This window comes from Streptococcus huangxiaojuni (assembly GCF_040930515.1).
Lineage (GTDB): Bacteria > Bacillota > Bacilli > Lactobacillales > Streptococcaceae > Streptococcus > Streptococcus huangxiaojuni.
Genome location: NZ_JBFQEG010000006.1, coordinates 1 through 22,123, shown reverse-complemented (window position 1 = coordinate 22,123; position 22,123 = coordinate 1). Strand labels below are relative to the sequence as shown.

Here is a 22,123-nt window from a genome sequence, read left to right as displayed (position 1 = left end):
TCAGTATAACCGATAAATGGCCTTTAAATCCTTACAGTTTTGTAAGAAAAACAGCCCTGCCGGATCAATGTTGCCGGGCAGAGCTGTCTTTAAAAATATCAGAATAGGTAAATACTGCCAAACAGGCTCTAGATGGCCTGAGTCAGAAAACCTCTGCTTTCCAGCACACGAATCATGGCGGCTGCTGTATCGATAGCTGTAAAGAGCGGAACTCCGTGTTCAATAGCTGAACTGCGGATGGTCTGACCGTCTTCGTCAAAGGTTCGTTTGTTGCCGACCGTATTAATAATCGCTTGAACCTTCCCTCGGCGGACCAGAGCCGGAATATCATTCTCGTCATTCTCTCCCAGTTTGTTGACTAAAACAGCCTCTAAGCCATTTTCTTGAAAATATTTAGCCGTTCCCGCTGTCGCAAAAATGCTGTAGCCTACATTAGCAAAGCGGCGGGCTAGAGTAAGAGCTTCTGCTTTTGTGTCGTCAGCAATCGTAAAGATAACATTGCCAAAAGCAGGGAGATGGAAATAAGAGGCTTCAAAAGCCTTATAAAGGGCTTTTTCAAGCGTCAGATCCGATCCCATCACTTCACCGGTTGATTTCATCTCCGGTCCAAGCAGGCTGTCTACCTTGGCCAGCTTCGTGAATGAGAAGACCGGAGCTTTAACATGGACATGGCTGCTTGCTGGATACAGACCGTCTTCAAAGCCCAAGTCAGAGAGCTTAGCACCTAAAATCAGCTGGGTAGCCACCTGCGCCATAGGAATATCGGTCACTTTTGACAGGAAAGGCACTGTCCGGCTGGCACGCGGATTGACCTCAATAACATAAACTGTTTCATCTTTAATGACAAACTGGATATTCATCATACCGATACAATTAAGTCCCAATGCTAAGCGTTTTGTATAGTCTGCTATTGTTGCCTGAAGAGATGGGGACAGGGTCTGAGGTGGATAAACTGCCATAGAGTCTCCCGAATGCACACCGGCACGTTCGATATGCTCCATTATTCCCGGAATCAGGACATTTTGCCCGTCAGAAATGGCATCCACCTCACATTCTCTGCCGACAAGGTAAGAATCAACCAACACCGGGTGTTCCGGACTGGCCTTGACCGCTGTCCGCATGTATGACCGCAAGTCTTCTTCATTTTCGACAATTTCCATAGCCCGGCCGCCTAAAACATATGATGGGCGCACAAGGACAGGAAAACCGATTTTACGGGCAGCCTGCAGGGCCTCTTCCTCATTAGTCGCTGTTTGACCAGGCGGCTGCGGAATATCAAGTTCTTTAAGGGCTTTTTCAAAAAGGTCTCTGTCTTCAGCACGGTCCAAATCAGCCACCTGTGTTCCCAGAATTTTAATACCGGCCTTTGCCAAAGGTTCAGCTAAATTGATAGCTGTCTGGCCGCCAAATTGAACAATAACCCCTTTAGGCTGTTCCAGTTCAATGACATTCATCACATCTTCAAAGGTTAAAGGTTCAAAATACAGTTTATCTGAAATCGAAAAGTCGGTTGAAACGGTTTCCGGATTTGAATTCATGATAATAGCTTCGTAACCGGCTGCCTGAAGAGCCTTGACAGAATGGACAGTAGCGTAATCAAACTCTACTCCCTGGCCGATACGAATCGGACCTGACCCCAATACAATAACGGATTCCTTGTCAGAACGAACGGACTCATTTTCCCAGTCATAGGTTGAGTAAAAATAAGGCGTTTCTGATGCAAATTCAGCCGCACAGGTATCCACCATCTTATAAACCGGAATAACCTTGTGTTCTAAGCGGAAAGCACGCAGCTGGTCCGGGCTGAGCTGCCACAAATCAGCAATTTTGCGATCTGAAAAACCATAGCTTTTGGCTTTTCTCAGTACTTCTGAGTCTCCCTGAGACGCTAGCAGTTCTTGTTCAAGTTCAAAAATATGCAGCAGTTTATCTAAGAAAAAGAGGTCAATTTTAGTCAAATCGGCAATTTCGGAAATAGCAAAACCACGCCTGATAGCTTCTGATACGTAGAAGAGCCGATCATCCTGGGCCTTGACGATTTTTTCAAAAAGTGCATCATCGCTGACCTTGCTCAATTCCGGCATTTCGTTGTGATATAGGCCGATTTCTAAGGAACGACAGGCTTTCAGCAAGCTTTCTTCAAGATTGCGCCCGATAGCCATAACTTCACCGGTCGCCTTCATTTGCGTCCCCAAACGGCGCTCGCCTCGCTCGAATTTATCAAAAGGAAAGCGCGGTATCTTAGCCACAACATAGTCCAATGCCGGCTCAAACAGGGCATAAGTCGTTCCTGTAACCGGATTAGTCATCTCATCCAGTGTCAGTCCAACAGCAATTTTTGCCGCTAATTTTGCAATCGGATAACCGGTTGCTTTTGAAGCCAGAGCTGAGGAACGAGAAACACGGGGATTAACTTCGATCACATAGTATTTAAAACTTTTGGGATCCAGAGCCAGCTGAACATTGCAGCCGCCTTCAATCTTAAGTGCGCGGATGATACTGAGGCTGGCATCGCGCAGCAGCTGATTTTCAATATCAGACAGTGTCTGGGTTGGGGCAAAAACAATTGAATCGCCTGTATGGATTCCAACCGGATCGAAATTCTCCATATTGCAGACGACAAGAGCATTATCAGCACTGTCGCGCATCACTTCGTATTCAATTTCCTTAAATCCAGCAATCGACCGTTCAATCAGGCACTGCGTCACTGGAGACAGCTTAAGACCATTGCCGGCAATCTCACGAAGCTCTTCAGCATTGCTGCACATACCGCCACCGGTTCCGCCCAAAGTAAAAGCCGGGCGAACAATGACCGGATAGCCGATAGTTTCTGCAAAATCCAGCGCTTCTGCCACACTGTTGACAATTTCCGATTCGGGAATAGGCTGATTGAGCTCTTCCATAAGCTGTTTGAACAAATCCCGATCCTCCGCCTGGTCAATGGCAGACAGCTTTGTTCCCAAAAGCTCTACACCCAGCTCATCAAGGATACCGGCTTTAGCCAATTCCATAGCCATGTTTAGTCCTGTCTGTCCTCCCAGGGTAGGTAAAAGAGCATCCGGACGCTCTTTACGCAGGATTCTGGTAACAAATTCAATTGTGATAGGTTCAATATAGACCTGATCTGCAATCTCTTTATCAGTCATAATCGTGGCAGGATTTGAATTGACAAGAACCACACTATAGCCTTCTTCTTTCAAAGCCAGACAGGCCTGAGTCCCTGCATAGTCAAATTCAGCAGCCTGACCGATGACGATAGGACCTGAACCGATTACCATAATTTTTTGAATATCTGTACGTTTTGGCATTACTTACCTCTGATTTCTATTCCTTTGCTCAATCTTTTTTGTCAGGGTTCAAAGCTCTTTTTTTGTTCATCTGCCGTCCCAAGACTGAACCTGTATTTTGCTAAGATGAACTAACAGCTCTTTTGGATCTGATAAAAGTTGATCTGTCAGTCTTTTTGATTTTGTTTAAAAGCATCAATCAATTCTAGAAACTCATCAAAAAGATAGCTGGCATCATGCGGACCCGGTGCGGCATCAGGGTGAAACTGGACAGAAAATGCGGGATAATCACGGTGGCGCACGCCCTCAACAGTCCGGTCATTTATTTCTTCATGTGTCACCAGCAAACAGTCAGGCAAAGTATCACGTTCAACGGCATAACCGTGATTTTGACTGGTAAAATCGATACGTCCGGTAGCAATTTCGCGAACGGCATGGTTAAAGCCACGGTGGCCGAAGGTCATTTTATAGGTTTTGGCCCCATTTGCTAAACTAAAGAGCTGGTGTCCCATGCAAATACCAAAAATCGGAATTTTCCCTTGAATTCCCCGTATCATCTCAGCCGCATAAGGGACATCCTCAGGATTGCCCGGACCGTTTGAGAGCATGACACCGTCCGGCGAAAGCTGTAAAATTTCCTCAGCTGTAATATTATGAGACACCACAGTCACATTGCAGTTCCGTTTAGAAAATTCACGAAGAATAGAATGCTTCAGTCCAAAATCCACCAAAACAATGTTCTTACCAATACCTGGTGCCGGGTAGGCTGTTTTTGTGGATACTTGCTCCACATTATTGGTTGGCAGAACAGTCGCTCGCAGCTGATCTTTCAAATGGTCCAAATCATCACCGACACTGGCCATAGTCGCTTTCATTGTGCCATGCCGACGGATAATTTTTGTCAGAGCCCTGGTGTCAATCCCTGCAATTCCCGGAATATGCTTAGCTTTTAAAAACTCATCTAAAGTCATCTGTGTCCGCCAATTGCTGGCCCTTCGAGCGTGCTCCCGCACAACCACCCCCTTGCAGGTTGGTAAAATCGATTCATAATCATCACGATTAATACCATAATTACCAACTAAAGGATAGGTGAAGGTCAAAATCTGTCCATTGTAAGACTGATCTGTAATGGATTCCTGATAGCCTGTCATACCAGTATTAAAAACAATCTCTCCAGTGACATCAAGATCAGCACCAAAAGCCGTGCCGGTAAAAACAGTTCCGTCTTCTAAAATTAAAAGTCTTTTTGTCATTCTATTTCTTCTCCTTAAGTCTGCTGGTCAGCATCAAACAGGCAGGCAAATGCTTTTTAGTTAAAACCTCCTAAGCAGTCCGGTCTGCTTATACTTTACCCTGCAGCACAGCCTCAATGATAGCCATACGGACATAAACGCCATTTTGCATTTGGGCAACAATCCTCGACCTCGGTGCCTCTACCAGCTGGTCAGCGATTTCGACATCACGGTTGACCGGTGCAGGATGCATGACAATGGCACTGTCCTTTAAAAGCTGGTAGCGGTCGGCAGTCAAGCCGTGCAGGTTATGGTAGCTTTCTTTTGAAAAGCTTCCGTCCTTGCCATGGCGCTCATGCTGAACCCTAAGCAGCATCAAAACATCAACGGTATCGATGATTTCATCAATAGAAACATGCTTTCCGTAAACATCAAATTCATCGCTGTACCACTGCGAAGGGCCGGCAAAATAAAGCTGAGCTCCCAGACGTTTTAAAATCTGCATATTGGATTTTGCTACTCGGGAGTGAGTGATATCGCCGGCAATGGCAATTTTCAAGTTGTCAAAAGTCCCGAATTCTTCATAAATGGTCATTAAGTCCAGCAGACTTTGACTGGGATGCTGGCCTGATCCGTCACCGCCGTTAACGATAGCAGACTGAATGGTGCGGCTGTCGACCAGCTGCTTATAATAGTCCACCTCCCAATGGCGGACAACACAAATATCTACCCCCAAAGCGCTCATTGTTAAAATGGTATCATAGAGAGTCTCCCCTTTATTGACAGAGCTGGTTTTAGCATCAAAATCAATAACATCAAGCCCCAGCTTTTTCTCAGCGACTTCAAATGACTTATGGGTTCTGGTGGAAGCTTCAAAAAAAAGGTTAGCCGCAAAATACTGCCGGTCGAGCTGGTACTGTGCTTTTTTATACTTAAAAGCCAGGCCGCGCTCAATTAAACCAAGCACTTCTTCATTGGATAAGGTTTCCATAGTCACTAAATGTTTCAGTGATACAATTCCATCTGTTACAGCCATTTTCAATTCCTCTACAATCGTCTTAACATCAGGACAGAACTTAGCAGGGCTCGGGACTCTCTCACCAAAGCAAGACCTGCATTGTTTTTATTTCTCCGGCAGAATTTGGTATAAAAGAATCCCTAAAAGCGTTGAGAATGCCACACCTGTAATTTGCAGGCCATTAATCTGCAGCATTAAGCCGCCAATCCCGGAGACTAAAATAACACTGGCAATCAGAAGATTCTTTTTATTGTCAAAATCGACCTTATTTTCAATCAAAATTTTCAGGCCGCTGGAGGCAATAACTCCGAATAAAGCGATGGAAATGCCGCCGATAACCGGGCTCGGGATAGAGGACAGCAGGGCTGAAACCTTGCCAATAAAACTCATCACCACAGCAATAAGGGCCGCACCGGCAATCACATAGACCGAGTAAATTTTATTCAGAGCCATGACCCCGATATTTTCACCATATGATGTTACCGGAGGTGCTCCGAAGATTCCTGCGATAATCTGAGCCAGACCATCTCCAGTTAAGGTTCGGTCCAGACCAGGATCCTTGAAAAAATCGCGTCCTGTCAGACTGTTAAGAACCATGATATGGCCAAAATGCTCCGTCATTGTAACAAAGGCAATCGGCGCCATCGTCAAAACAGCGCTGGGATAAAATTTAAAAGAATAATCTAAGAAGAGAATATCAAAATCCGGCAGGGAAAACCAAGAACTGCTGACAACTTCAGAAAAATCAACAATCGTTTGGTTGGTTAAAAAACCAATCGCTATGGCAAAGAGATAACCGACTGCTAAACCGAGCAAAACAGGAATTATTCCGACAATTTTCTTACCATATATATTAAAGAGAATAACAGCTAATAAGGTGACCATGCCAATCAGCAAATAGGTGAAATTATACTGACCGTCTTTAAGCATGACATCATTAACTGCTGTGGTTGCAAGACTCAAGCCGATAACAATAATAATCGGACCGACAACAACCGGCGGTAAAACTTTATCAATCCAAGCATTTCCGGCAAATTTCACAACAAGCGCAACCAATAAGTAAACCAAGCCCCCTGCTATGGCCCCTTGAGCAACAGCAGCAATCCCGCCGCTTTTCATCAAAGTCTGCATGGTCGCAATATAGGCAAAACTGGAGCCCATATAAGCTGGAATTTTGTACTGTGTTACCGATAAATGCGCCAAAGTTCCCAGCCCACTGGAAAACAGAGCGATAGCCGGGTCAATACCAACCAGAATCGGCACCAGAACCGTCGCTCCGAACATGGCAAACAGATGCTGAAAGGAAAGGCCAATCAGCAGGCCTGAAGCCGGTCTTTCATGCACATCGTATTTTATATTCTCCACTTTATCTATACCGTCCTTTTTCTAATTTAATTGGGTGATGCCAGACTGACACGGTCTTTGCCATCATATTCCAGCACTTCAACAATAATTTCTTCATCAGTACTGGTAGGAATGTTTTTGCCTACATAATCGGCTCGGATAGGCAGTTCCCGATGACCGCGGTCGACTAGAACGGCCAGACTGACACGAGAAGGACGGCCGTGGCTGACGAGATTATCAATAGCAGCCCGAATTGTCCGGCCGGTATAAAGAACATCATCAACCAAAATAATCTCTCTGCCGTTAATATCAAGCGGCATTAAACTGGTGTCATCATCGCTCTTTCTATCATCTCGAAAAGGTTTGGTATCTAATTCCGCCAGCGGAACAGACAGCCCTTCAAGCTGCTGCAGACGTTCCTGAATACGGCGGGCGATAAAAACACCTCTCGTCTTTATCCCAGCCAGGACAATCTTATCGAGATTTTTATTGCGCTCAATAATCTCGTAAGTGATGCGTGTGATGGCACGTTTCATGGTCACATCATCAACAATTTCTTTTGTTTTCATAAACAGCCTTTCTAGTTAAGAGGAGTATTAAGATTCGGCCTGCAATACAAATCAGGCAGCTGACCGGCCCTGTATCTCAGCCCAAACCTTTCATAAAAATAGAAAAAATCTCCCTGACACAAGGAGATTTCACAACTTACAGTACAGCAAAAAACAGTACTGTTTATTTATTTACTGCGATTCTCCTTGCCTGCCTCACAGGACAGTATTAAAGGATTTATATTCTTTCCATATTATACCAAAATTTAAACAATTTTCAAGTCATACCCTGCGAGCTGAACAAAAAGAGACAAAGCGCCTCAAACTCCGCCTGACAGCCCAGCCTCCCGCAGTTTGTCAAGTGTCTCTTGGAAAAGCTGGGGCAGCGGAGCAGAAAATTCCAGCAGCTCACCGGTTCTTGGATGTGTAAATCCTAGCGTTCGCGCATGCAGAAACTGTCCGGCACCCGGCAGCGTTTTTCGCGGACCATATAAGACATCACCAGCCAAAGGATGTCCAATATAGGCCATATGAACACGAATCTGATGGGTTCTGCCGGTTTCTAAAGTTAATTCCACTAATGTATAGGCACCAAAACGTTCTAAAACATGGAAATGTGTCGCAGCAGGTTTACCCTGAGCTGTTACAGCCTGCTTTTTGCGGTCTTTTTTACTGCGCCCGATCGGGGCTTCAATCAGGCCGTAATCATCAGGCAGATTGCCATGCACAATTGCCAGATACTGACGCAGCGACTTTTTATCTTTTAGTTCAGCAGCCAATTTCTGGTGCGCCTGGTCATTCTTGGCTATCATCAAAAGACCGGATGTGTCTTTATCCAAGCGGTGGACAATGCCCGGCCGAATGACCCCGTTAATGGCAGACAGATCTTTGATATGGTAAAGCAGAGCATTCACTAAGGTGCCCCTTGTATGACCGGCTGCAGGGTGCACAACCATTCCCTGCGGTTTATTGACAACAGCCAGATCGGCATCCTCATAAATAATATCTAAAGGGAGGTTCTCAGCCTTATATTCAAGAATCTCTGCCTGCGGCGTTTGATATGAAACCAAATCGCCAATCTGCACAGTATAGCTGGCTTTTTTACTTTGACCGTTAACTAAAACAAGGCCCCCTTTGATCAGCTGCTGAATCTGACTGCGGGACAGATCAGTCTGATCTGACAGGGTCTTGTCCAAACGGTCGCCTGCTGCTTTAATCCTGATTTCCATTTCTTTCATCTCTCCATAGTGCAATCATTAATACCAACACTCCAACCGTTAAATAAGAATCCGCCAGATTGAAAACAGCAAACTCCATAAAGTCCAGATTGATCATATCAATCACATACCCTAAGCAGAGGCGGTCAATAAAATTGCTTAAGCCGCCTGCAATGATTAAAATTAAGCCAAAAAGAAGCAGTAAATCGCCCTTGATATTTTTAATCAAATAATAAACAGCCACTGTAAGAACAACCAAAGTGATAAGCGCAAAAAGCCAGCCCTGATGCTGCAGTATGGAAAAAGCTGCTCCGTAATTGTGCAGATAGGTTAAGCTGAACAGCCCCGGAAGAAACGGCCGGGTTTCCCCCAACTCCATTTGCTCAGCAATCCAGTATTTGCTCAGCTGATCCAAACTCACAAGCAAAAAAGTGCAGAAAAACAGCAGTAATTTTCGCATAACTCCTCCTAAGGTCTGTATTTAGCAAAATAATCCTGCATGACGGTAACGAATTTCAGCGCACAGCTGGACAAATTTTTATCCCGCCGCTTAATATAAATCATTTTATTATCCAAATTATCTACCAAAGGAATGACAGTAATGCCATTGACACTTCGGCTGTCAAGAAAGCCGGAACCTGTCGCATAAGCATTTGTTCGTTCTAAGATACCATTTAAGGTCGCTCGATCGGTCACATTGAACATGAGCGAACTCTCCGTTGTATCAACAAAATTTTCGGAATAATAGAGGTATTCATCTTTTTCCTGAGTAAACCGGACAGTAGGCAGGCCGGCCAAATCAGCCATGGTCAGGCTTGACTTTACAGCCAGAGGATGGTCTTTGCCCAAATAGATATGGGTCTTAAAAGGAATCAGCTCCACGTACTCAAGCCCCAGCTTTTCAATCCGCTGCAAAAGCCCCTTACGATTTTGATTGTTAATGTAGATAATACCAATTTCACTGTCACCCTGAGCCACCTCATCTAAAATTTGAATCGTTGTTGATTCAAAAATGCGAAAGTTTTTATAATCAGGATAGGTCTTAGAAAAAACAGTGATTAAGGGCGGTAAAAAGTCATAATGCTGACTGGCAATAGAAAATTCATTATTTTTGGTATCTGTCTGGGAAAACTGTTTTTCAAAACTATCAAAGCTTTTAACAACTTCCAGAGCTTTTTCATAAAAAGTCAGCCCTTGACTGGTTAAAACTGTCCCTGTTGTTGTCCGTGTAAAAATCTGAAAACCCAGTTCTGCCTCCAAGTCGCGCACAGCCACTGATAAACTAGGCTGACTGACAAAAAGTTTGGCCGCTGCTTCGCGAAAAGTTCCACTGTTGGCAATCGCCACAACATACCTCAATTGTTGAATGTTCATAATACAACTGTCCCTTTTTATTTACTATTTCTATTATACAAAAAATCACACATTAGCGGTACTCTCATAACCGGATGTCACTTTAAAATCAGCTGCTCCAATCTTTAAAAAACAGCAGCAAACACGATAAGACAAAAAAACCGCTTGACTAAAGCCTAGCAAGCAGTTTTAACTGTTCATCAAGAAGACGGAACTATTTAGCAATTGGGTAAACCGATACCTGTTTTTTGCTGCGTCCTTTGCGCTCAAAACGTACGACACCTTCAACCTTTGCAAAAAGGGTATCGTCTCCTCCGCGGCCGACATTCGCTCCCGGATGAATATGAGTTCCGCGCTGACGGTACAGAATTGAACCGCCTTTGACCGTTTGGCCGTCTCCGGCCTTAGCTCCCAAACGTTTGCTTTCTGAATCACGGCCGTTTGATGTGGAACCGCCACCTTTTTTATGAGCAAAAAGCTGCAAATTAGCAAGATTCATTTTTAACATAATGGTATTCCTCTCTTTAAAACTAGTTTTCAAGCACTTTTACAGTCACGAATTCTGCTGAATGCTCAGCCAGATTGGCTAAACCCAGAAAAAATGACTCAAATAAAAGCTGAACCTTCTCTTCTTTATCAAAACCAGACGGGAGTGAGATTGCCATATATCCCCCTGTCTGTTCATTTATATCGACATCCGCAGAACAGCCGGCCAGCACTTCGAGTGAATTTACAAAATTTAGAGCCAGACTGCTGACAGATGCACAGACAATATCAAAGCCATAGTCACCGCTTCCGGCATGTCCTTTCAGCACAGCGCCTTCCAAAAGACCTGAACGGCTGCGGGTAAATGTCGCTTCAATCATAATAATTAAGCATTAATAGCTGTGATGAGAACCTTGGTATAAGGCTGACGATGGCCCTGTTTGCGATGACTTCCTTTTTTAGGTTTATATTTAAAGGTCACAACTTTCTTTTGTTTGCCTTGTTTCTCAACCTTGCCAAGGACAGTAGCCCCTTCAACGACAGGAGTCCCAACTTTAGTTGTTTCACCGCCGACAAGGACAACCTCATCAAAGGTTACTTCTGCTCCTGCTTCTAGGTCAAGCTTCTCAACATAAATAGCTTGATCCACTTCAACTTTTACTTGCTTACCGCCAGTTTTGATGATTGCATATGTGCTCATCATGCACCTCCTATATTTTTTTGAGGATATTCCTCTTGTGAAGACTCGCCGCAATCGTGAGAAAGTCACTTTCTGCTTAACTAACGATTTCCGAGCGGTTGCACTGGATGTGCATTTAGTCAACGTTACCATTCTACCATGCCAAACAGTATTTTTCAAGAACTTTAGATTTTTTATTTTACAGAAAATCTCCGGCAGCCCTTCTTTATCACGGACTTTTATCTTGACTTTAGCAAAGCCGATAAGCATAGCTCCTGCTGCTTACCGCTGCAGTGAGAAAATTTTTTCATTGCAATAGGTAGGAATAACAGTTAAAACAGCAGGGCGTATAAGCGCTGTCAAGTCAGCATTCTGCGTCCTGCTAAACAGACTTAAGGCGGGCTTTGTATCTTGTTGTAATTGAACACGGGCTAAGAGCTGTGCAGTGAAATCATCCAGTGAATGATTTCAGCCCGAACCCAGAAAAGGGAGAGTGAGGGGCTGGAAATCTGTATCGTTACCTAGTTACCGCCAGCCGTAAACAACTGAAAGCAGACAAAATTTTAGTTCCCAAATCATTGCTTGTACTATAAACAAAACGCAGTAGCCTGGCGGCATTTTAGTCGCTTTTTCAAAGCTTTAAAATGTCTGCTAGGCTTTGCGGGGACGAGACATCGAACTTTACGGTCTGGGGTTCTGTCCCGCTCCCTAGTCGTCTTGGCAGAGGTGCGTCTGCGAAATCAGAGATTTCGGACTTACCGTCATTTTCCTTTTGCGTTTTTAACGGGCTTTGTATCTTGTTGAACTGAACACGCCCTAAACGCTGCGGGAAAAAGATGGCCTGACTTAGAATCTGACGATTCGTCAGTCAGTCCCCTATTTTCCTTTTGCGTTTTTAACGGGCTTTGTATCTTGTTGAACTGAACACGCCCTAAACGCTGCGGGAAAAAGATGGCCTGACTTAGAATCTGACGATTCGTCAGTCAGTCCCCTATTTTCCTTTTGCGTTTTTAACGGGCTTTGTATCTTGTTTTATTCCCATTGCAGGTTGACTAATTCAGTCATTTCCTGATAGGCTTGATCCACTTTGGTTTGCATCGTTTCGTCTAATAGATCGCGGTACCTGCCGCCTTCAATAAAATCTTCTAAAATAAGAACCCGATAATTGAAGTATTCGTAGCCTTCGCTCCCGTATTCGCCTTTCCCCCATGACCAAACGAGAGTCGGGTGAGCTTTGACTGTTTTAATGACCGTTTGGCTGCCAGTTTTTTCAAAGGTCAGATCCATCAGCAATCCGCGTTCCGGCCAAACGTTCTCCATCCGCTCATAGGTCTGATTGGAAATAAAATTCCCCATAGAGTAAATGATAAATTTACGCTCACCGTCTTTTTCGACAATCTCCGCTGGTTCAGCTACATGAGGATGGCCGCCCAAAACAACATCTGCTCCCCAATCAACCATCTTGTGGTAGAGTTTTATCTGTTCATCAGTTGGTTCTAATGCGTATTCTGTTCCCATCTGAGGCATAACAATAGTGATGTCTGCTTTTTCTTCCGCTTCTTTGATTTCCTTTTTCATTTCTTTTTCGTCAAGATCGGACAGATGCGCTTCATATTCTGCCTCAGTCAAATTGGCCTCCATGCCATTATAGCCGTAAGCATAGCCCAAAATGGCTATTTTGATTCCTTTTACGTCCTTAATGAGAAAATCTTCCTGAGCACGGTTTGTTTTATAAATACCAATGGTGTCTAAGCCCAAACTGTTAAAAACATCAACAGTATTTAGAGCACCGGCAAGCTGAGAATCCAAGATATGATTATGCGCTAAATCGACAACATCGTAGCCCGTGTCTTTCATACAGACAGCAATTTCCGGCGGAGCATTAAAAAGCGGGTACCCCCCTAAAGGATAGTCAGGGCAAATCGTTCCTTCATAATCGCCGATAGCCAAATCGGCACCATCGATCCAGTCCTTGACATATTCAAAATAGGGCGTGAAATCATAACTCCCATCTTCTTGTCTGGCGCTGGTATAAAGAATGTCGTGCAGCAAAATATCACCATTAGCCACTAGGCGGGCAGTCTTTTTTTCTGTTTTTACATTGTCTTTTTTTACTGGAACATTTCCCAGTAAATCAAATGCCGCAGCCAAAACCAAGCACAGACAGAGTATCAGCAGACAGATTAGACTGGTTTTGCGATAAATAATCCTAAACTTTTTCATAAGAGCCTCCTTATCTGTATTATAACACTCTCATCAGATTTTCAAACAGCTTTTATGAAAAAATTAAACGGAACATAGGCCAGAGCTGCGAGGAAAGATAAAGGTCCAAGATACAGCAATCTGCCGCCGGTTTCCTATTTTCCTTTTGTGTTCTTTGCCCTTATATCAAAAAGTCTGGGGCAGACACTCCAGACTTCGCTTTTTTATTTTAAACTATTCTCCTAGCCGATAAATTTCTGATAATCCTGCACTGTTGCCAAGTCTGCCCCTTCATACTGTTTTTTCAGTAGAGAAGGAATAATTGGCGGATGGGCCAAAACCTGCAAAAAGACAAACAGCAGTTCTTCTGCAGTCTGAAAACGGTGGTTTGGCGCAATATAGCGATGATTATGAGCCGTCTGGCTGAAAGCAAAGATAATCATCTTATTTTCAAAAGCCCGTCGAAGAGCAGCAGGGACTTCAAGGCCGTGGTTAATATCCAAATAAAAATCACAGGCTTGATAGAGCTGGCTGAGCCGGGATTGATCGACACGGGGATAGAGGCGGACATTAGCATACTTCTTATAAGCTAATAACTTACTGGACATTTCCGTTGGGGCAGCAATATGAAAGCTGACTTCTGGTAGGTTGGTAACTAAAGCAGTTAAGTCCTGCAGCTGATCCGAGTAGGTGACAATCAGCACCTGACTGCGGCCGTGGTTTTCCCGCTTAAAAGGGTAGAGAAAGCCTAAGTAGTCTGTCAAAGAAGCCTCTGTTTCGGTTAAGGACTGCTGCAGTTTTTGGTAAACAGCTGAGTGCTGGACGGCGATTTTAGTAGAGCGGCTGTTCTGATGAAAAAGTTTCTTCATATTATCAGACAGGGCCGTCGCACTATTTTCCTGCCAGAAGAGGATATCTTCACCCGAATGCTGGAGTGATTGAGCCAGTAAAAAGGGATGGCCTAAAGAATTATAAAAGATACGGTCCAAATTAAACTGAGCAGCTTTCAGATAATAAAGCCAAAATTCCAGTTTATTTTTAAAGATAAAGACTTGCTGCTGATAGTTTAAAATCAGATTGCCGGTAATATAATTTTCAAGCAGCACCTCTTGGTTATTCCTGTCAAAATATGAGCGCAGAACAGGCTGGCCGGATGCATTATAGCTAATCTGAGAAAAGCGAAAGCCAACTCGGTTATAACAATCGGTCAGCCGGCGCTCCTTTCTGTCATCCAGCCAGTCCACTTCCTTGATAACACGCTGGCTGTCCGTCTGGAAAAAGCGGATACGCCCGCGCTGCCGGCCCAAATCCCAAATACCGGCCTGATTGCGGTCTGTTCTGATCTCCCAGTAAGGGGGAAGGCGCAATTCATTGAAATAAAGGGGCCGGCCGGAAACAGCTGCAAAATCAGTGAAAAACAGATAAGGTGAGGTCACATCATAGGGCAGAAATCCATCATCATTGAGGGCGATGCTGGGCTGTTTGTAGCCAGATACTAAGAGGGAGTAATGCAGATCCCAGCTGTTTTGATTGTAGCTGTCAAATAAATTAATCATTTGCCTGTCACCTCCTCAAGCAATTCCAGCCACTTATGCGCCACTCGTTCTGTCAGAAAGTCTTCGGCCTTGCGATAAGAGGCCTCAGACATGGACTCAAGACTGCCTGACTGAAAAATGTCAATGATCCTTTGACTGAAAGCTTGGCTGAGCAGTCCGTCGTTAAAATCAGAAATCGACAGGAGATAGCCATTCTTTCCTTCTTCAATAAAGGTTTGATTGCCATAAGGCACATCAAAACCAATCAAAGCCAGACCTGACCCAAGAGCTTCCATGAGCGATAAACCAAAACCTTCACTTCTTGAAGCTGTCACATAAACCTGATAATTTTGGTAAAGTTCGTCCAAATTCTGATGGCCTCGCAGGCGGATAAAATCCTCAGCCTGATTTTCCCGTATATGCTGCCGAAGCTTTGGCTCTTCACTGCCTTGACCATAGATATCAAGACTTAAGTCAGGCAGAGTTTGCCGCGCCTGAACAGTGGCTTCTATCAAAATCTCCAGCTGTTTTTCCGCTACTAAACGCGATGCCGTAACCAGAGAAAAAGGTTTCCTTGGCTGTTTGGGTCTCTTCAGGCGGCTGATACTGCCGACAGGAAGACTGACGAGGCGCGGCCGATAGGGGGTGAACTGCTGAAATTGTTCTGCCAAAACAGACTTTTGCTTTTCTGTCGCTAAAAGAAAAACATCAACCTCACCTGCGTGTGAAAAGGGGTATTCATAGTGATTGTTCCAAAGAACAGCGGCATCCTTGCTCGCCTCCTTGACAAAGTGCTCCGCATGAACAGCAACAGCCAGTTTAGCCGGCTTAACGTAAGGCAGAACCGCAGAGCCGATCCCCAGTGACCGGTCCAAAATGACCATATCCTCTGAACTTAGAGCCAGCGACCGAATAAAATACGCTATGAATTCCTCTTTTGAATAGCAAATCTGATCGGCAAGACGAAAAATCGATTCGTCGCCGTCAATCAGTTCATCATAAGCCAAGGTTCCATCTTCATTAAAAAAACGGCGCTGATAAAGACAGGCTTTATTATCTTTAGGCGCATAGTACTCTGTAAACATTCTGGTATAGGAGAAAAAATCTTTCCGAATCAGCTTCCCCTGCGAAACATATTCCACACGGTGAACAATATCTGAGCCTTCTTCCTTTAAGTAGGCCGTTAAAAAAACATCTTCCTCTTTGTAAAAAAAACGCACAAAGTTACCATTGCTCAGCTTCTGACTGAGCCTGCCATGGAAAAGCTTTTGTAAATCAGCCAGTGTGAAGGTCGTCGGAGCCAGCTTTTGGTCCGTAAAAAATGTATAAAGCCAAATAACCTCATCACTCTTAAAACCAAGATTTGCTGCCAAATCAGCAATGTTATGCCGCCAAATAAAGTCTAAAAAGATAAATTGATGATCTACATTTAACTGAGCCAGAAGCTGATTGCGGTAAGCCTGAGCATATTCGACACCTGAATTGGCCCAAGTCAGTCCAAAATTAATACTGTAAACAGTCATAGTGTCCCTTTCTTTTGCTTCTTGGAACTGCAAGACAGGAGCCGAAAAGCTCTCATAAAAGACTGGTGAGCCATTCATCAACCTCATCGCTCTCAACCTGAGGAGAGACCGTCCTTATTTTAAGGCCTGACAGCGCACCCTCTATCAGTCCTTCAATATCCAGCCGTTTTTCATACTGTTCAACATTTGCTATTTTAGGATGAGTTTTAGGCCGATCCGGAGCAAAAATCGTGCAGCAGTCCTCAAATGGCTGAATAGACAGATTAAAGGTATCAATCTTTTGCGCCATTTCAATGATTTCAAGCTTATCTATCGTTACAAGCGGCCTAATAACAGGTGTCGTCGTAACAGCATTGATTGCCTGCATCGATTCCAAAGTCTGACTGGCAACCTGACCAAGGCTCTCTCCTGTGATGATAACACGGCCTGCACGTTCCTGCCGGATACAATCGGTAATTCTCAGCATAAAACGGCGGGTCACAGTCATCAGATAAGCTTCTGGTACCTTTTCCTTGATTTCTTCCTGAATTTCAGTGAAGGGAACTTCAATAAACTGGATATCTCCACCAAACTTTGTTAATTTCCGCGTTAAATCCTGGGCCTTTTTTAATGCTCCCGGACTGGTATAAGGAGGGCTGGCAAAATGAACAGCCTCAATCGCCACACCGCGCTTGAGGGACAGATAGCCGGCGACAGGGGAATCAATCCCTCCTGACAGCATCAGCATCCCTTTGCCCGATGTGCCTACAGGAAGGCCCCCAGCCCCTTTGATATTTTCGTAGGACAGATAAGCTGCCTCTTCGCGAATTTCAATCTTTAGATTAATATCAGGCTGCTTCATCTGCACCTGAATATTTGGGAGAACTTCAAAAACTGCTCCCCCCATCACTTGATTGAGTTCTCGACTGTCCAGTTCAAAATGGTGATCGCTCCGCTTACTGGTGATTTTAAAAGTCTGTCCTTCTTGATAAATGGACAGCATGAGCTCCTGAACCGTATTTTTAAGGGCTTCAGTATCCTTTTCAATCCGATAGGAAGGCGAAAAAGCCTGAATTCCGAAAATGTCTTTCAGGGCCTCGGCAACCGGCAGATAATCACAGCCGTTGAGATAAACATGAGCCCTGTCACGATCGGCGCTTACTTTGACTTCTGGGAAAACAGACAGCACATGTTTGATATTGTTTTTTAACCGGTTAATGAAAAACATCCGGTTTTTTCCTTTAGTTGACAGTTCGCCATAGCGAATCATAATTTCTGAATACTGCATCATGGTATTATATAAGACACTTGAACACATTAACCGCAGTCTATCAGCTTGGAAACAAACTGCTCCTGCCTTTGGTTTTCTTTGGTCTCTTCCTTTCTTATTTTATTCAGCGAATCTTTGCTGTATCAACATAAATTTGACGAAAAACGGTCAAAAACTGCTCCAGCTCACTCATATTGTTATCATCATCAAGGCTGATTCGGACAGCGGTCTGTGCTGATTTGACAGGAATTCCCATGGCAAGCAAAGTTCCGGCTGGTTTTCCGGTTTTTGAAGAGCAAGCACTTGTCGTAGATATGAAAATGTCATGTTTTTCAAAAGCATGGACCAAAACTTCTCCCCGAACTCCTTTGATGCCAAAGGTTACAATATTGGGAGCAGACTGCTCATCCCTGCCCGAAAAAATAAGAACATCGTCATAGTCTGACAGCGCCTCATACAGCAGATCTCTCATTTGTATCAGCCCGGAAACAGCAGCAGCTTGTCTGTCAGCAACCAGCCTCAGAGCTTTTGCTGTTGCTGCAATAGCAGGGAGGTTTTCCGTCGTTGAACGAAGGTCTGACTCCTGACCGCCGCCATTTAAGAGGGGAGTCAGCCGTTTGCCTAATTTTTTATAAAGAATACCGAGCCCCCGAACTCCATGAAACTTATGGCTGGAAAAGCTGGCCAAATCAACTCGGTCCGTTAAATAATCATCAGCAGGAATCTTGCCGACCGCCTGAACAGCATCCACATGAAAGGTTACAGTCGGTTTATCTGCCAAGAGGTCTGAAATTTCCTGAATCGGCTGAACAGCCCCCATCTCATTATTAACAGCCATCACAGAAACCATAATCGTATCCGGCCTGATAAGATCTGCCAGAGCCTTGAGATCAACAAGGCCCTTGCTGTTTACCGGCGCATAACTGATTGTAAAGCCGTGTTCTCCCAACCATTTGGCCGACTCCTTCACAGCTGGATGCTCGACAGCTGAGATAATGATATGCTTACCATACTGCTCTTTTTCAAAAGCCAGACCTTTAAGCGCCCAGTTATCACTCTCTGTTCCGCCCGATGTAAAAAAGATTTCTTCGGCCTTGACATTGAGCAAGTCCGCAATCTGCCTGCGGCTGGCTTCTAAAACACGCTTAGCCTGATGCCCAAGGTAATGAAGGCTGGAAGGGTTGCCGTATATTTTAGCAGCAGCTTCCTGATAGGTTTTCAAAACATCCGGATAAGGCTGTGTTGTCGCTGCGTTATCAAAATAAATCATTTACTGACCTCTTTACATTTTCAATGACTTCATTATATCATAAGTCTAAATACTTCTTTATGATTTATTCCCATCTTTTTTTAGCATTTTTCAAGATAAAATCGTATAATAGGTAGTGGAGCTCAAAGAGGCTGATACAGACTGAACAAATTTAGACAGAAACACAGCCCTTAAGCTTAAATTTTATCTTGTGAATTGAATTGTACCTTGTTGGAACTGAACACGCCCTAAACGCTGCGGGAAAAAGATATGGTTAAGTTTAGACCTGATTTCAAATTAGCTTGCCGTAGCCGACTGAAGGTTTTGTCGTCTTTACAGCCGACCGTACCCTTCTAGTCGTCTTGGCAGGGGTGCGTCTGCGAAATCAGAGATTTCGGACTTACCGTCATTTTCCTTTTGCGTTTTATACGGGCTTTGTATCTTAATAACTGAACACGCCCTAAACGCTGTGTAAAAAAGATAGACTTCCCTTGAGTCTTTAATGACTCAGCGGTCAGTCTCCTATTTTTACTTTGCGTTTTATACGGGCTTTGTATCTTAGTAACTGAACACGCCCTAAAATCCTAGTGAAAAAGATGGCTGTCAGCGTGATGCCAGCATCACTTGCCATCCCCTATTTTCATACGGATTTTTTAACGGGCTTTGTATCTTAGTATAAGGAGGACTGTATGTCTCAAAATTATTCCCGTCGTAAGAAACCTAGTAAAACCACATCCGCTACCCCCAAAAAACACATCAAATCCGGCTTTTCTGCTTTGCAAAAAACAATTGCTTTAATCGGTAGTATTTTAAGTATTATCGTGGCAAGTATTACAATCAACAATTACTTAAACGGTGCCAGTTCAAAAGATAAAGATACTACCTCGACAACGACTGTTATTATTTCCGGAGATAATGACAGCAACACCGATACATCACAGGGGTCAGCGGCTAACGGTGGTTATGATTCTAATGCCAATAATAACCAGGTTTACGGCAACGACAGCTCAGCTGATCAGCAATATCAGGCACCATCTTCGGCTTCCGATGCTTCATCTGCTGCTGATACCGATACTCCTGCTTCTGCTGCAACCGATACTGTTGAGTAAAGGGCAGCGGAAACTTACTTTAGTGATAAAAGGCAAAGACGAAGCTCTTAGCTTTATTTTCTATTATATGGTATAAGGAATCTATGAAAAAATATTTTAACAAAACATTTTTAACTCAAGCTATTCAAAATGAAATTATTAAATACCTTTTCTTTGGTGTCCTGACTACTGTTTTTTACATGACAGTTCGGATTCTTATTTTTACAGTTTATCCCAGCGGGCTGGTGTCCACTTCGCTGGCTAACATCCTCGCTGTCATCTTTGCTTTTGTTACCAATGATTTTTTCGTCTTCGACCAAGAGCGAAGAGGCTGGTTTAGCCGTTTTCTAAAATTCGCTCTGGCCCGGCTCTTTACTTATTTTTTGGATGTTTTTCTGGCCTATGTCTTTGTCGATACTTTCCCCCATATTATCGGCCGATTTGTACACAACAATTTAGCCTGGGTTAATGCCATTGAGACATTTATCAGCCAAATACTCATCATGGTAACCAACTATCTTTTCAGCAAGCTCTTTATTTTTAAAAATAAAAAATCGTAATGAGCTGCAGCAGGAATTTCTCAACGGCTGATATGGGCTTGGCAAAATTATCGCTGTCAAACAGGTCGGCCGTCCGACAGGCAGACTAAAGTCATATAATAAGAAAAAGCAGCTAAACGGCTGCCTTTTTTATGCCTTTATTTTTCAAAAGAAATCCCGCACTTCTGGCAGCTCTTTCGGCCTGTCACAGTTGACAGCTCAGCTTCCCACTCATAACGGCAGCTCTCACAGCGAAAACGCCCCTTGCTCTTATCTGACTCTACCCCAAGAAAGGCTACATGGGCGATACTGAGTTCCAAGCGCCGCTTGAGCATACTTAACTCTTCAGCCTGCCGGCGCTCCTTTTTCTGCTGCTCCTGCAGCTCCTCTACAGCCTGATTGTAGGCAGTGGTTTCTTCTGTTCTAGCTTCCTCTAACTCATCTTCTTTCTGACGAATCTTACGCAGCAGCTGGTCACGCTCATCTTCTAATGCCCCTATCGTGTGGCTTGGCATAGCCTCAGGCAGATCACGGCATTGCTCTAGCAGCCAGTTAGCCAGAGTCTCTGTCCGCTTAGAGGCCTCCTGCTGCATATCCTCGCAGCGCCAAACAGCTTCGTCTATGGCTTTGACCCGCTCCAAATGCTCCTGTGTCAATTGCTCTTCTTTATCTTTCATCTCTTCCTCCCCTTTTAAGCCCGTATCAAGCTGCTAAAGTCTGCCTGAGGCCATTCGGCCAGATAGGCCGCTGCACTGTCAGCTGCCTGACCCGTAAAACAATCCGCCAGCTCAGAAGCTATCGTCCCCTGCGCTAAAGTCTGCAGTTCAGAAGCTTTCGTCTCTAAGCGGCTCTGTAAATCAAACGATTGGCTCTCCCAATCGCCTTGCTTTGCCGACAAAGCCCCCTGAATGGCCAAACGCTCCTGCGCTTTCTTCGTCTCCTTGGCCGCTTGGACAAGCGTGTCTAAATCAGCCGTTACTCCCATAACATCCCTTCCTCAAGATACAAAGCCCGTTTAAGGCGTATTCAGTTCCAATAAGTGACAATGCCCTTTATGCACCTTCTGCCTACTTGTTGTTAGTCGAAAACAAAGCTGCCCCTTCCTGATCCGCCGCTGTTAAGTTATCAGCTGCTGCATCCAACTTATCCGCAAAAGCCATCATCCTGTTCTGGTAGGCATCAGCTTCGGCCAGATTTTGGGCCTCTGCCTGACTGTCCCATAAATTCTCCATGGTGTAAGGACTCAGCAGTTCGGCCACTTCACTATCCGTCAGTTCTTCTGCTATTTGGTACATAGCCTGATGCGTCGCCGTGATGTCAGCCTGCAAATCTTCTTTTGCCTGAGCAATCTCATCTTTAATCTCTTGAACTTTAAGCTCGGCTTCCAGCCTAGCTTTCTGGGCGACCGCCCGCAGCAGATCCGTCCGTAAGCTGATTCGCTTAGACCCTGTCGCTGTTTTCAGCTGACTTCTCAGGTCCTTGACTGTCTTCTTATAAGAACTCAGAAGCTCGGCTTTGGTCGGTTCAACCGCAAAGTCGCCGTAGGTCTTGATATATTCCAGCAGATAAGTGCG

General features: G+C 44.4%; 20 protein-coding genes, 1 pseudogene and 1 other annotated feature. Of the genes and pseudogenes, 2 read left to right on the top strand and 19 right to left on the bottom strand.

What is annotated here, in order from left to right; translation table 11 throughout:
* Positions 1 to 128: 128 nt before the first annotated feature.
* From carB to AB3329_RS05160, 16 genes are all read right to left on the bottom strand, one after another.
* Entirely contained in the window at positions 129 to 3,308 is a 3,180-nt protein-coding gene (carB, locus tag AB3329_RS05235) for a carbamoyl-phosphate synthase large subunit (RefSeq protein ID WP_368394677.1), read from the bottom strand.
* A gap of 146 nt (positions 3,309 to 3,454) precedes the next feature.
* On the bottom strand, positions 3,455 to 4,540 hold the full coding sequence (locus tag AB3329_RS05230) for a carbamoyl phosphate synthase small subunit (RefSeq protein ID WP_368394676.1): 1,086 nt from the start codon (positions 4,538 to 4,540) through the stop codon (positions 3,455 to 3,457).
* An 88-nt stretch (positions 4,541 to 4,628) separates the two neighbouring features.
* The gene (locus AB3329_RS05225; RefSeq protein WP_368394675.1) at positions 4,629 to 5,555 is read right to left on the bottom strand and encodes an aspartate carbamoyltransferase catalytic subunit; all 927 of its coding nucleotides are present in this window, start codon (positions 5,553 to 5,555) and stop codon (positions 4,629 to 4,631) included.
* 87 nt (positions 5,556 to 5,642) lie between these two features.
* The gene (locus AB3329_RS05220) at positions 5,643 to 6,902 is read right to left on the bottom strand and encodes a uracil-xanthine permease family protein (protein WP_368394674.1); all 1,260 of its coding nucleotides are present in this window, start codon (positions 6,900 to 6,902) and stop codon (positions 5,643 to 5,645) included.
* 26 nt (positions 6,903 to 6,928) lie between these two features.
* Entirely contained in the window at positions 6,929 to 7,450 is a 522-nt protein-coding gene (gene pyrR / locus AB3329_RS05215; RefSeq protein WP_368394673.1) for a bifunctional pyr operon transcriptional regulator/uracil phosphoribosyltransferase PyrR, read from the bottom strand.
* Positions 7,451 to 7,749: 299 nt separating this feature from the next.
* Entirely contained in the window at positions 7,750 to 8,658 is a 909-nt protein-coding gene (locus AB3329_RS05210; protein ID WP_368394672.1) for an RluA family pseudouridine synthase, read from the bottom strand.
* Positions 8,642 to 9,106, bottom strand: a complete 465-nt coding sequence (gene lspA / locus AB3329_RS05205) for a signal peptidase II (RefSeq protein ID WP_368394671.1) — start codon at positions 9,104 to 9,106, stop codon at positions 8,642 to 8,644. Before lspA ends, AB3329_RS05210 begins: the two co-directional genes overlap by 17 nt.
* Positions 9,107 to 9,114: 8 nt before the next feature.
* Positions 9,115 to 10,020, bottom strand: a complete 906-nt coding sequence (locus AB3329_RS05200) for a LysR family transcriptional regulator (protein WP_368394670.1) — start codon at positions 10,018 to 10,020, stop codon at positions 9,115 to 9,117.
* A gap of 193 nt (positions 10,021 to 10,213) precedes the next feature.
* Positions 10,214 to 10,507 (bottom strand): 50S ribosomal protein L27, encoded by a 294-nt coding sequence (gene rpmA / locus AB3329_RS05195; protein WP_368394669.1) that lies wholly within the window; start codon positions 10,505 to 10,507, stop codon positions 10,214 to 10,216.
* A 22-nt stretch (positions 10,508 to 10,529) separates the two neighbouring features.
* Entirely contained in the window at positions 10,530 to 10,865 is a 336-nt protein-coding gene (locus AB3329_RS05190; protein WP_368394668.1) for a ribosomal-processing cysteine protease Prp, read from the bottom strand.
* A gap of 5 nt (positions 10,866 to 10,870) precedes the next feature.
* Positions 10,871 to 11,185, bottom strand: coding sequence for a 50S ribosomal protein L21 (gene rplU / locus AB3329_RS05185; protein WP_368394750.1), 315 nt, complete (start codon positions 11,183 to 11,185; stop codon positions 10,871 to 10,873).
* Between the two features lie 31 nt (positions 11,186 to 11,216).
* Positions 11,217 to 11,295 (bottom strand) — a sequence feature (ribosomal protein L21 leader region).
* A 901-nt stretch (positions 11,296 to 12,196) separates the two neighbouring features.
* Entirely contained in the window at positions 12,197 to 13,387 is a 1,191-nt protein-coding gene (locus tag AB3329_RS05180; protein ID WP_368394667.1) for a CapA family protein, read from the bottom strand.
* A 221-nt stretch (positions 13,388 to 13,608) separates the two neighbouring features.
* Entirely contained in the window at positions 13,609 to 14,922 is a 1,314-nt protein-coding gene (gene gtfB, locus AB3329_RS05175) for an accessory Sec system glycosylation chaperone GtfB (protein WP_368394666.1), read from the bottom strand.
* A complete protein-coding gene (gene gtfA / locus AB3329_RS05170; protein ID WP_368394749.1) occupies positions 14,919 to 16,424 on the bottom strand; it encodes an accessory Sec system glycosyltransferase GtfA in 1,506 nt (501 codons plus the stop codon). Before gtfA ends, gtfB begins: the two co-directional genes overlap by 4 nt.
* A gap of 52 nt (positions 16,425 to 16,476) precedes the next feature.
* Positions 16,477 to 17,691, bottom strand: coding sequence for a tRNA uracil 4-sulfurtransferase ThiI (thiI, locus tag AB3329_RS05165; protein ID WP_368394748.1), 1,215 nt, complete (start codon positions 17,689 to 17,691; stop codon positions 16,477 to 16,479).
* 106 nt (positions 17,692 to 17,797) lie between these two features.
* Entirely contained in the window at positions 17,798 to 18,943 is a 1,146-nt protein-coding gene (locus tag AB3329_RS05160) for a cysteine desulfurase family protein (RefSeq protein WP_368394665.1), read from the bottom strand.
* A gap of 668 nt (positions 18,944 to 19,611) precedes the next feature.
* Between AB3329_RS05160 and AB3329_RS05155 the strand changes: the two genes are divergently transcribed.
* Together AB3329_RS05155 and AB3329_RS05150 are read left to right on the top strand one after the other, a co-directional pair.
* Entirely contained in the window at positions 19,612 to 20,031 is a 420-nt protein-coding gene (locus AB3329_RS05155) for a DUF6556 family protein (protein WP_368394664.1), read from the top strand.
* An 83-nt stretch (positions 20,032 to 20,114) separates the two neighbouring features.
* Positions 20,115 to 20,570, top strand: a complete 456-nt coding sequence (locus AB3329_RS05150; protein WP_067060495.1) for a GtrA family protein — start codon at positions 20,115 to 20,117, stop codon at positions 20,568 to 20,570.
* A gap of 137 nt (positions 20,571 to 20,707) precedes the next feature.
* Here the strand turns inward: AB3329_RS05150 and AB3329_RS05145 are convergent, their stop codons facing one another.
* The 3 genes and pseudogenes from AB3329_RS05145 to AB3329_RS05135 all read right to left on the bottom strand — a co-directional run.
* On the bottom strand, positions 20,708 to 21,226 hold the full coding sequence (locus AB3329_RS05145; RefSeq protein WP_368394663.1) for a hypothetical protein: 519 nt from the start codon (positions 21,224 to 21,226) through the stop codon (positions 20,708 to 20,710).
* A 14-nt stretch (positions 21,227 to 21,240) separates the two neighbouring features.
* Positions 21,241 to 21,534: a hypothetical protein gene (locus tag AB3329_RS05140; protein ID WP_368394662.1), complete on the bottom strand. Its 294-nt coding sequence runs from the start codon at positions 21,532 to 21,534 to the stop codon at positions 21,241 to 21,243.
* An 82-nt stretch (positions 21,535 to 21,616) separates the two neighbouring features.
* Positions 21,617 to 22,123 (bottom strand): annotated as a pseudogene (locus AB3329_RS05135) (hypothetical protein); the annotation flags it as partial.